This window comes from Vibrio sp. L3-7 (genome assembly GCF_963898195.1).
In the GTDB taxonomy this organism is placed as follows: Bacteria; Pseudomonadota; Gammaproteobacteria; order Enterobacterales; family Vibrionaceae; genus Vibrio; species Vibrio echinoideorum.
On sequence record NZ_CAWQUW010000031.1, the window covers coordinates 17,448 to 28,003 of the forward strand.

A 10,556-nucleotide genomic window follows, 5' to 3' on the forward strand; every position below is an offset into this window, starting at 1 on the left:
TAACCACTAGAGTGCATATGGTGCTATATTTTCACTTTACATAATTATTTTGCACTCCTTTAGCGACAAACTCAATGTGCCTTTTGTGGGAGCAAATCCAATTAAAGGTGTGTGCATGTTAATTCATCAATTAGAAAAAAGTACTTTCTCAGAGTCGGTTGTCCGGCATGCTTTGTATTGGATGTCTCCTTTAACTACCTGGAAGCTGGCAGATGAAGACACACGGTGGGCCGTCCATTTTTCTTCCCAAGATGAGGATATCATTCTGGAATTCGAACGCCTGTTGAATGACTATCTGCTTCGAGAAAAATTATCAGAGAAAACCAGTAGTTATTTGGAAGGGATTTCCGCAGCTGTTCTTAGCTCCGTTGAGAAGAAGCTATTGAAATGAACGTACTGCCTTTTAACTTCGAGTTTCTTGACTCTGATATTGCGTTATTAACGAATCAGGCCGGGTTTCATGCGTACTTGAGCAGAATGGAACTCAATTCGCTGATAGATAAAAACTCCACCGATGATGCTGTCATCGATGAGTTGCTTGAAAGAAAGCTCTTTATTTGTGATGACGAATACCAATCTGCTTCGGTTAGCTCTCTCGCTTCGGGTATGTCAAAACGCTTAATGTCGGCGCTCCACTTCAATCCCATATTTATGATTGTGCCAACGCTAAGATGTGATCACACATGCCATTATTGCCAGGTGAGCCGAGCCTCTGTCAAAGCAAGTAACTACGACCTAGATCCAGACTTGATTCCCCTTTTGCTCGAACGAATCCGTTCCCTCGGAAATGCGCCATACAAGCTGGAAATCCAAGGTGGAGAGCCTCTTTTAAGGTTTGATCTCGTTCAAAAGATCTATCAGGAGGCGGTTTCTAACCTGGGTGTCGACCAGTTTGAGATAGTAATTGCAACGAGCCTTTCTCTACTGAGCGATGACGTTTTGACATGGAGTGAAGACAAACCTATTAATTTCTCAACTTCACTCGATGGGGGGGCGCTCACACATAATTCCAATCGAGTGTTGAAGGGTGGAAATTCCTTTGAACTGGTGAAACAAGGCGTTGAAAAAATCAGACGTAGGTTAGGTCCGGATAGGGTTGCTACCGTTACCACGGTAACCGAGGCGTTGTTGCAAAAGCCTGAAGATATCGTCGATGCGCATAGTGATCTCGGATTTTCTGACATGTTTGTTCGCCCGATAAGCCCTTACGGTTTTGCCAATAAAGGGAACGCTAAGACGTACGATATTAAGGCGTTCATTGCTTTTTATGAACAACTCTTGAAGGTCTTAAATCGAAAGCGACTCGCAGGGGAGAGAATCATCGAACATTCTGCATTGATTCACCTTAGAAGAATATTTAATGCGGATTACAGTGGATACGCAGACCTAAAATCCCCGAGCGGCCTAATCCTAAACTGTATCATGTTCAATTATGATGGTCGTATATATGGAAGCGATGAGGCTCGGATGCTTCAAAAAACCAACCCCGATATCGATTTTTCACTTGGAACCATTCAAGAGCCAGTCATCGAGTCAAACAGTCTGTACAAATCAATATTGTCTCAGTCTTTTATTTCTGTTCATCCGGGGTGTGCCTCCTGTGCGTACCAACCGTTTTGTGGCTCAGACCCTTGTCAAAACATTAGTGTTTTTGGAGAGCCAATCGGCGATAAGAGCCTTTCTCGATTTTGTCAGTATCACAAAGCAATGTTCACATTAATTATTAAGCACCTATACGTAGAAGATGGCATTGGTGAGATGCTTAAGGAGTGGTTATATGAGTAACGTCATTCGACCCGATACATTCTCGTTGGAAGAAGACGGATTTTCGAACCCAGGGTTTTATCAAATCCGCAAAGATAAAGGAACGAGCGACAGTCGTTACTTAGAACAGATCTTCCTTGCAGAAGAGCAACAAGCGCCCCTGAATTCTGCTCGTGACGATTTTGTTGGTGTTATCATTCATGCGACCTTACATGATTCTGTAGATGATGGCGATGTGGTCAACATAAACCAGTTTGGGCAGTTGCGCGTTATTTTGTCGCGAAGAGCCAATCACAACACACTGCTTGTAACCGAGCGCTGCAATAACCTTTGCTTATTTTGTTCGCAACCTCCACGAGAGGAAAAGGATGACTGGTTGTTGTCATACGGAGCGCTCGCTCTAGCCGCATTTGGATTTGATGGTGATGTTGGTATTAGTGGTGGGGAGCCACTATTGTACGGTGATGCTTTTATCAAATTTCTGGCGTTTGTTTCAAACCATGCTCCCAATACTCGCCTACATGTCCTGACCAATGGGCGGGCATTTTCAGATTTAGAATTTACTGGAAAGTTGGCTTCGATGGCTAGTCGCCTCGATATTACCTTCGGTATTCCTCTCTATTCGGTGAGAGGCCGAATTCATGATCATCTAGTTGGAAGGGATGGTGCGTTTTCACAAACGGTCGTTGGGATGATCAACGCTGGAAACTCAGGCATTAAGATGGAAGTGCGCTTCATTCCGACTCAACACAACGCTAGTGAGTTACCACAAGTTGCCGAATACATTGCTCGTGTTTTTTCTGGTGTTGTGCAGTTGTCGGTAATGAACCTGGAAGCGACTGGTTGGGCTAAAAGAAACTGGTCAGCGCTAGAGTGCGCTCCAGAAGATTATGAAGACGCCCTGATAAAGGGCTTGTTGACTGCTGAAATTGCCGGGTTAAATCCGACGCTGTTTAATTTTCCACTTTGTCATTTACCTTCTTCAATCAGATCGTACGCTGTCAAATCTATATCAGACTGGAAGAACTACTATCCTAGTGAGTGTTCGGATTGTCAGTTAAAAGACAGTTGTGGAGGTTATTTCTCATCGTCTCGTGGAAAGTATCATGCATCACCAAGGAGAATAATATGAAAAGGAATTTCAATCTAGCTGCCTTACTACCAGGTTTCTTCGCTTTAAACTCAGGTGCCGACGCGGGTACTGCAGCGCCGGAGGAGCACGATGTTAAAGATGAATTGTTACTCGACAAGGTTGTGTTAGCGCCCCTAAATGAGGCTATTCCCCTATACATCGCTGCGCATCGGAGCCACAGTAGTCACAGAAGTCATAGTTCTCATCGGTCGTCCGCGGGGTCGACCTATAGTGCTCCAGTTAAAAAGCAAAAATCCCAACCCCTTACTCAACCTTCTACCCCGAGTTATACAGCGCCTGTAACCAAACCACCAGTATCTACTTTAGAGGAATTAGAAAAACGTAAGGAGCTTATCATCCGAGTTCAGTTCGCACTCTATACAAGTGGTTACTACAAGGGAATCATCGATGGGATTATGGGCAAGCAAACTCGTAAAGCATTAAATGTCTATCGAGTGGACAACAATATACCTGTCTCGCAAACCCTTGATACGGTGACATTGAATTCACTAGGGATTCTTGCGCGATGAAGCGTGTTTTTTACTTCGTTATTTCACTGTGTTGTATCGCCTGGATAGGAATCTATGTGGTTTCACCCGTGTTTGCATACTTCTATTATAAAAATCAGTTTATGGAGCAAACCGCTGAGTGTTCTCTGGCGATGGATGAGACTTGGTATATTGAGCAATTGGAATCAAAGACATTGAACCAAACAGCAAAAGTACATTTATTGGCGTGCCACGAATATGATAAAACTCGGAAGATCATGCTTGCAATGCGAGTACCAGAGTCTGTACTTGGTTACCTTGGGCTGGAGGCAATAGAGCTGCACCAACGCTCAATTGAACCTTTGATAGAGCAACATAGGTTTAGGGAGAGGTAAATGAGAGCCTGGCTTCTTGTTGTGTTGGCGTCATTCCAGGTTAGCGCCATGTCTCTGGATGAGACATTAAGGGTAGCTATTCAAGCGTTTGAGCTTGAAGGGAATGTTTGTTCAAAGCCGTTGGTGAAAGAACCTTCGTATTTGGCAGATGTGGGCAAAGTTATTTTTGAACGCCCAGTATTGAGTGGGGATAAGGACACTACTTGTGCTAATTGCCATCTTGATAACAAGGCACTCACTGATGGGCTACCTTTAGCGATTGGTGTTGGAGGGATAGGTGAAGGTGAGGAGAGATTAGCTAGTGGTGGCGCAGTTGTGCCGCGTAACGCTTTTACTCTTTTTGCTCGGGGTGATAGCCGATTCAATACGTTCTTTTGGGATGGTAAGGTTCAATCTATTGACGGACAGATTTTTTCACCCGTTGGTGAGGGGAGCTCGTTGGGCTTTGATTCTGCGCTCGCTGTCGCGGCAGTTTTACCACTGTTGGCTCGTGACGAGTTTCTAGGGACCAGTAAACGATTCAATACCAATCGCCATGTCGACCTAGTTGAGTCACAATACTATGCTGATAAGGTACCCGCCCAAAATACTTTCATTCAAGAAAGGTTACTCGAAAAAAATGATCCTGATGTTCGAATGCTGCTGGCCGCAATGGAGTCTGCCAACATACCTCAGGCAGACCTGACATTACCTATGGTTGGTAATGCATTGGCAAGCTTCATAAGGCAGAAGATCAGTGAGGATTGTACGCCTTCAGCTTGGGAACAATACATAAATGGCGATACGTCTTCATTGTCAAAAGAGCAAAAACGCGGTGCCATACTTTTTTATGGTAAGGCGCGTTGTGCTTCTTGTCATTCTGGGGACTTAATGAGTGATATGTCATTTCATTCAATTGGTGTTCCTCAGGGAAATCAAGGTCCCCACATGTTTGGACAAGATTTTGGTAGAGCACTGGTGACTCTGGACAACAGGGATAGATATTCGTTTAGAACGCCTTCATTGGTAGCGGTATCTAAAACGGCTCCATATGGACATAATGGTATTTTTCCTACATTGGAAGGGGTGGTTAAGCATCATATCAGTCCCATTTTCTACTATCGGGACCCGACAGTCTCCGATCAAATGATTCTCGATAATAATGAATCGTTGGACAGACGCAGTGAAATGCTACGCTGGATTAGAGTGGATGAAAGTGAGCTTAGTCAGTTGCTGACATTTCTGGATGCGCTGTAGAGCTAGGTTGTTATAGGGGTTACTTGCTTGGTGTAAATGATAGGAACTGCTAACGCTTAACTCCACAATGTAAAGGTGATTACTTGTATTCTTGTTAGTGGGTGTTCCTAATGGTATTCATCTCGGCAATAACATTACTAGTGTGTTTTGACTGACTCCAACAATACGATATTGTTTAGTACACTATTTCCTTTATCTTTAGGCCCATTCGGGTGGGATGGTGAGCCAATTTTCTATATACATCTCGTAGTTTTACCAAGTATCTACATTACGTTAGTCATGTAGTATGGAGTTTTTTTCAAGATGGTCACTTACTAAGGACCTACTAGGGGAAGGTCTTTCGTTTTGCTTAGCGAAGTTTTCTAAATTTGAAGTAATCTATTGATTACTAATTTAGCAAGATCACTGACTCACTTTTGTCCACAAATGTTTCAGGACTACTTAGAGATTGCACAACGACCAACACTGAGCCAAAGAAGAAGGCTGCCATAAGACCGTCTTTTTCTTTGCAAGTGCCACTCCCCACGAGGGTAGGGCGATAAGAGGCTCGTTAAGTATCTGTGACGCTATTAATCAAATTAGCTGCAGTGCTCTCAAACAGATGAGTGCAACAGTTAACGCTTTTCTATCACTAACGCGACTCTACCTACAACACTTACTTCATCTTCTTCGACGGTTAGAATCGAACCGTTAAAGCTGATTGCTAGCTTTTTGCCTGGTAAGCGCTGGATGTCGTTTAGCGAGAGTAGGCCGTCCATATCAACTAGGTATGTACCGCTTACTGCATGGTGAGATTCTTTATTTATAAGGAACGTAGTAGTTCCATCTTTGATTGCTATTACATTACTCACACCTAAGTCGTCTAGAAGAGCTTTATCGAATGCAAGTATCCCTTTCCCAACCAATTTACCGTCGTCAATAGAGAAACAGTCGATATCGAAAAGAGTTTTCGATTCGTTCTTCTTATTAATATGCTTTTGGGTTGGTGTTTTAGGGTACGGTTCGCCTTTATCTAGAAGTAACCATTCAAGTGAGACTCCAGTGCTCAAATGAGTCCTTACTGCAATTTCAAAGGGAGTAAGGTTTCTCTGTCGCCAAGTCGCGATTGTTGATTTTGGGATGCCAAATACGTCTGCTACGTCCTGTTGGCGGTCTGAATTCGTGATATCTATCAACTTCTTGATAATATCTCTACCTCCCAAATACGATATTTGGTCTATTTTAAGTTGCTTGTTATTCATATGTGATCAATAATCGCAATTGAGTTCGAAATGGTGGGGTGCAACTCGTCATTCCGAAATTAAACATTCAATAACAGAATAGGATATCACTATGCTCTCATATCAAGTAGTCCTAAATACGCCTTTCATGACGTACGACCAATACTCTCAGTTCTCTGGAATGCCGAAACGCACCATCATGGATTGGGTAGCTGATGGTCGCTTACCTATTAAAACTAAAGCAAAAGGTAAAGAAACCCCTCTCATCAATATGGTCATGTTGCTAGAAATGGCAACGCGTGAAACGTTGGAGAGAATGGGGTAAATAGCCATGCGTTTATCTTTCATAATTTTAACCAAAGAGCTTTGTCCGTTGGGGCTAACATTCTTGGTTGGAGTTTCGTTGTCATCTCGTCTTTGTTCAATTGAGTATTGGTTATGAACGGAATTGACTCAATAGGCGAATTTTATCGCACAAAACAAGGGGCCTTTAATGAGGCGTGTTGCGTGTTCGCTAGGTCAGAGAATATGGCTAGGCTGGCAGAGGTTATAGGGATGAGTCCGACCATGCTGCGGAATAAACTTAATCCTGAGCAGCCTCATGTCCTGAGTTGTGTTGAAGCCATCACTCTCGCCAAAGTGAGCGGTAATCACATCATTGTAAACAGCTTACTTCTTGGACTGGGTGTGGTCACCGCTTATATACCGCCCAACACTACGGATGATGCCTTTGTTTTGTGCGCACTAGAGAGCTCGACCCATTCGGGTGAGTTGTCTCGAATGGCTTTGGAGTATGCAGGAAAGCCTAGGCTTACTCGGGCACAGAAATATGAGATTGTTCAGACCGTACACGCGAATATCAGCGGTCAGGTTTTGCTCCTCAATAGTTTGGAAAAACTGAATCAAGGTGTTGGTCTGCTCAAAGCGATAGGGCGGAAAGGTGGGCGCTAGTGGTATATCAGTTTCAAGTATTCATTCGGAGGGGTGATGCTCATTGCTCCGGATCATAAGCCATCTTCTGAAAGGTCTGGTCATGGATTAACAGAAGAAGATAAGCGAAGAGGCCTTCGCTATATCAGGCGCATCCGACGCGAGTTATGTGACCGTCAACTTTCGCCATTATTGGTTGAGTGGATGAGGTTAACGTATCAATTAAGGCATTCGAATCGGGTGTTTGAACAAGTACGGCTGCGAATTCGTTTATTCGGCCTTGAAAAGCGAATGCAAAGAATCAGACAGCGTTGGCTTTAACGCGTTGTCCTTAGCCTGAGTAACGTCATTGGCTGCTCCCAAAGGAGAGCCTGTTAGCCAAGGAAAACGTGATGAATAATCATGAGTGGGTGGTCATAGGCGGTAAGGTGCTTCTTCAAACAAGCCAAGAAGCGGTCTTCTATCTAGCGGTAGTGAGCGAAGACCAATGGCGTGATGAATTCCGCTGTTATGTGAAAAGCGGGGTGAGGGGAAATGACGAATACTTAGCAATTGAACGCCTGAATGGAAAGGATTCATCAGGTTCGACAGGCTTATTGGGCGCCACTAAGAGCGTCAACTCGGTCGTAACGTACGAGGCCTTGGAAAGGGTGTTTATCCAGAGCGAGTCTGGAAGTCAACGTGGACAAGGGGCGGTGAGGGCGAGCCGATGACGGCTCATTCTGAATACGCTGCGTCTTCGTCTATGTCGTGTTTGAGCCGGCTGCTTGAGGAAGCGCCTTATTTGTCGAGGTGCAGTGACAACAAAACCGCGATGCTAATTCGACCTCGAAACTACGCCGTCAGATGGCCCTATATGCAGGTCAATCGAAAAGAGATGCAGGCGTGGATGGTTTTCGATATTGATCATGAACACCGAGCTTTCCCCAATCCCTACATTTGGCAAGATGAAGGGTTGCCGCCCCCCAATATGATTGTCCGAAACCGTACCAGTAATAAAGCCCACCTTTTTTATGCCATTGTACCGGTTTGCACCAGTGATCAGGCTCGCTCCAAACCCATTCAGTACCTCAAAGCTATTTATCGCGCGTTAGCCTTGCGATTGGAGGCGGACTTGAGTTATTCAGGGCCTGTTGCCAAAACGCCCTTTCATCCTTGGTGGCAGACAACCGAACTTCACCGCAGTGTCTATGAACTTAACGAGTTAGCGGATTCGCTTGAACTGGAGAGTACGCGGCCGTGGCTTCGTCAAGAGAGGGACGTTTCTTATTCCCGGAATTGTACTTTGTTTGAACGTACTCGCCGGTTCGCTTATGACATCGTCGACGAAGAAAGGGAAAAGGGCAGCTATACGAATTTTAAAGGCCGTGTAGAGAGCTTTGCACATATCAATAATGCCAATTTGGTGGGTAAGCCGTCTTTGCCATGCAGTGAGGTGTTAGCGGTGGTAAAAAGCGTCTCTCGTTGGACCTGGGATAAATATTGTGCTCGGTCAGACTGCCAGCGAGGTGTGATGAGGTTGGATAGTGGATTAAGTTTACAGGAAAGGCAGCGTAGAGCGGCCAGAAGAACTCATAACCTTCGTCGGACGAAGACCACTCGCCGAATTATCCGCGCCTGTCTGTTTCTGTTACGCAAAAATCAGGAGCTCACGATTGGTTTGGTGGCGCGTAAGGCGAACTTGTGTCGCCAGACCGTCAGTCGTTACGTCTATCTGTTTGAATGGGTCAAGTCTGCTTTATCCGAAAGTAGGCGAAATGGGCCAGAGCCTCGTGGTAATTATGCTGTTCATCAGATATCTGCCCCTATAACGTTAGAGAGGGCGGAGTATGAAGTAGGGAAAAAGAAGGCGGTGCTTGAGTCGGCTTTTCCTTGAGTTAAATAATAATGAGTAACTATCGACTAAAAACGAGGTCCCTTAGTAAATTCAATTATAGAGTTGAGACTAGGTTGCATTTATTGGACACCCGATCATCTCCTCTCTTACTTTTTGTCCGCGAGCTCCTTTTTAAAGACATGAAATGTGTTCTAAGGGTGAGTCGACATGACCCTGTTCAATGTGATTGATGTCTCAATTTGTTTAAATATGGATTCACTCGCTCCATATTGCTGTATATTTACACAGTAACTTAAGGGAGGAGTTATGTCTTTTAAAGATAAAGAGACACTGTCAACAGGAATTGAATTCATTGTTGAAGCCGTAGCGGTGAAGACGAATGGCCAAGATCATTCAGCGTTAGGCTTATATCTGATCAGCTTACTGCTAGAAGATCAAAAGATTGGCCTTGATTGTGATGAAAAAAGGACGGTAGTACCGCTTGGTAAATCGCGTACAACACATCTTGATTTGGGCTGGAAGTGCCCAACGTTTTAGATTTGGTTGTGTTAGTTGGCGCTTCATATAGCTGTGGGACAATTACTAAGGTACAGGATAGACAATTGATGGAAAAGTACAGGTAATCACTCACAAGAGTCTTGGACCAGTTAAGGCTAAACAGTGTGTGATAAGCAGTATGGTTAGCTAATTGGGTGGACTTTGTAATGATAGTTATTCAACTCTTCACTTGCTTGGCACAACTCATATGTGAAATAAGGTTGGGTTGCTAAGCTCTTAGTGAATCTGTCTAATTCATTCGTATGTATAAACAGCGAAATGGGTGCAATCTGACGGTTTTCATTATCGAAGCAATGATCAATATGTGCTCTGTCGATATAAACAACGTCCATTTCCTGCTTAGGGGTCTCTTCAATAAGTTTTGTTTCTAATCCGCTCTTCTCAAAGCGTTCTAACAAGGCATAAAGCTTATCAACGTCGTTTTTGCTCTCTATCGCTGAATATTGAGATAAAACGCTTTCTAAGTGTTTTTCGATTGAGCCAAATTTACTCTTCATCAAACAAACAGTTTTAAGCTTTTTCTTGATAAGGCTATATCGAGCTTGTTTGATTTTTGGCTTTAAGAAGTCAATGATGATCTTGTTTCGTTGCTCTTCTTTAACAAAGTGACTGGAAGTTTTTACTTTGAAGTAAAGGTGAAGAAGAGTGTTTTCGAAGGTCGACTTAAGAAGTTGATGGTATGAATGTTCTGACATTGTTCACATCGATTATTTTCTGGTGAGGGTATCTTATCACAAGAATAGCAAGGCTCTAAGGCCGAAACCCAAGTGACGCCATTTGCTGTTTGTGTGTTGTTGAGTGAGTTTCCTACTCATAAGAAGCATGACTTAAGAGTGATTCTTAACGCTCAATATCTCTGCGCTAAACCTTGTAGTGGTCTAATGATCCCGGACACCAAATTAGGTGGTAAAGTCTCCACCATAAATGAGGTGTTCAATGACAAAACGACAACGACGTACATTTTCTACTGAGTTCAAACTAGATGCTGCAAGTTTG

At 43.8% G+C, this 10,556-nt stretch carries 13 protein-coding genes; 11 read left to right on the forward strand and 2 right to left on the reverse strand.

From position 1 onward, the window contains the following. Positions 1-115 precede the first annotated feature (115 nt). Genes hxsD through AACW75_RS17810 form a run of 6 tightly spaced genes read left to right on the forward strand, consistent with a single transcriptional unit; the run spans position 116 to position 5,015 of the window. Complete coding sequence (hxsD, locus tag AACW75_RS17785; RefSeq protein ID WP_016800223.1) at positions 116-391, forward strand: His-Xaa-Ser system protein HxsD; 276 nt, start codon at positions 116-118, stop codon at positions 389-391. Further along, the gene (gene hxsB, locus AACW75_RS17790; protein WP_016800224.1) at positions 388-1,785 is read left to right on the forward strand and encodes a His-Xaa-Ser system radical SAM maturase HxsB; all 1,398 of its coding nucleotides are present in this window, start codon (positions 388-390) and stop codon (positions 1,783-1,785) included. The genes hxsD and hxsB overlap by 4 nt, the downstream gene beginning before the upstream one ends. Continuing rightward, the gene (gene hxsC / locus AACW75_RS17795) at positions 1,778-2,896 is read left to right on the forward strand and encodes a His-Xaa-Ser system radical SAM maturase HxsC (RefSeq protein ID WP_017109367.1); all 1,119 of its coding nucleotides are present in this window, start codon (positions 1,778-1,780) and stop codon (positions 2,894-2,896) included. Before hxsB ends, hxsC begins: the two co-directional genes overlap by 8 nt. Beyond that, entirely contained in the window at positions 2,893-3,426 is a 534-nt protein-coding gene (hxsA, locus tag AACW75_RS17800; protein ID WP_016800225.1) for a His-Xaa-Ser repeat protein HxsA, read from the forward strand. The genes hxsC and hxsA overlap by 4 nt, the downstream gene beginning before the upstream one ends. Further along, positions 3,423-3,779 (forward strand): TIGR03982 family His-Xaa-Ser system protein, encoded by a 357-nt coding sequence (locus tag AACW75_RS17805; protein ID WP_016799684.1) that lies wholly within the window; start codon positions 3,423-3,425, stop codon positions 3,777-3,779. Before hxsA ends, AACW75_RS17805 begins: the two co-directional genes overlap by 4 nt. After that, positions 3,780-5,015 (forward strand): His-Xaa-Ser system-associated MauG-like protein, encoded by a 1,236-nt coding sequence (locus tag AACW75_RS17810; protein WP_017109368.1) that lies wholly within the window; start codon positions 3,780-3,782, stop codon positions 5,013-5,015. It abuts the gene before it with no gap. 614 nt (positions 5,016-5,629) lie between these two features. On the opposite strand, the gene AACW75_RS17815 is transcribed toward AACW75_RS17810, so the two are convergent. After that, positions 5,630-6,256: a phage repressor protein CI gene (locus tag AACW75_RS17815; protein WP_102496004.1), complete on the reverse strand. Its 627-nt coding sequence runs from the start codon at positions 6,254-6,256 to the stop codon at positions 5,630-5,632. A gap of 91 nt (positions 6,257-6,347) precedes the next feature. Here AACW75_RS17815 and AACW75_RS17820 point away from each other — a divergent pair, with 91 nt between their 5' ends. From AACW75_RS17820 to AACW75_RS17840, 5 genes are all read left to right on the forward strand, one after another. Beyond that, positions 6,348-6,560: a hypothetical protein gene (locus AACW75_RS17820; protein ID WP_029203682.1), complete on the forward strand. Its 213-nt coding sequence runs from the start codon at positions 6,348-6,350 to the stop codon at positions 6,558-6,560. Positions 6,561-6,763: 203 nt separating this feature from the next. Further along, positions 6,764-7,186, forward strand: coding sequence for a phage regulatory CII family protein (locus AACW75_RS17825; RefSeq protein WP_237297896.1), 423 nt, complete (start codon positions 6,764-6,766; stop codon positions 7,184-7,186). Between the two features lie 371 nt (positions 7,187-7,557). Continuing rightward, a complete protein-coding gene (locus AACW75_RS17830) occupies positions 7,558-7,878 on the forward strand; it encodes a hypothetical protein (RefSeq protein WP_076646768.1) in 321 nt (106 codons plus the stop codon). Then, a complete protein-coding gene (locus tag AACW75_RS17835; RefSeq protein ID WP_339385038.1) occupies positions 7,875-9,041 on the forward strand; it encodes a replication initiation protein in 1,167 nt (388 codons plus the stop codon). Before AACW75_RS17830 ends, AACW75_RS17835 begins: the two co-directional genes overlap by 4 nt. Positions 9,042-9,308: 267 nt before the next feature. Further along, positions 9,309-9,539, forward strand: a complete 231-nt coding sequence (locus tag AACW75_RS17840; protein ID WP_016799977.1) for a hypothetical protein — start codon at positions 9,309-9,311, stop codon at positions 9,537-9,539. Positions 9,540-9,682: 143 nt separating this feature from the next. Here the strand turns inward: AACW75_RS17840 and AACW75_RS17845 are convergent, their stop codons facing one another. Beyond that, complete coding sequence (locus AACW75_RS17845) at positions 9,683-10,255, reverse strand: DUF2913 family protein (RefSeq protein ID WP_016799978.1); 573 nt, start codon at positions 10,253-10,255, stop codon at positions 9,683-9,685. Between the last annotated feature and the right edge of the window lie 301 nt (positions 10,256-10,556).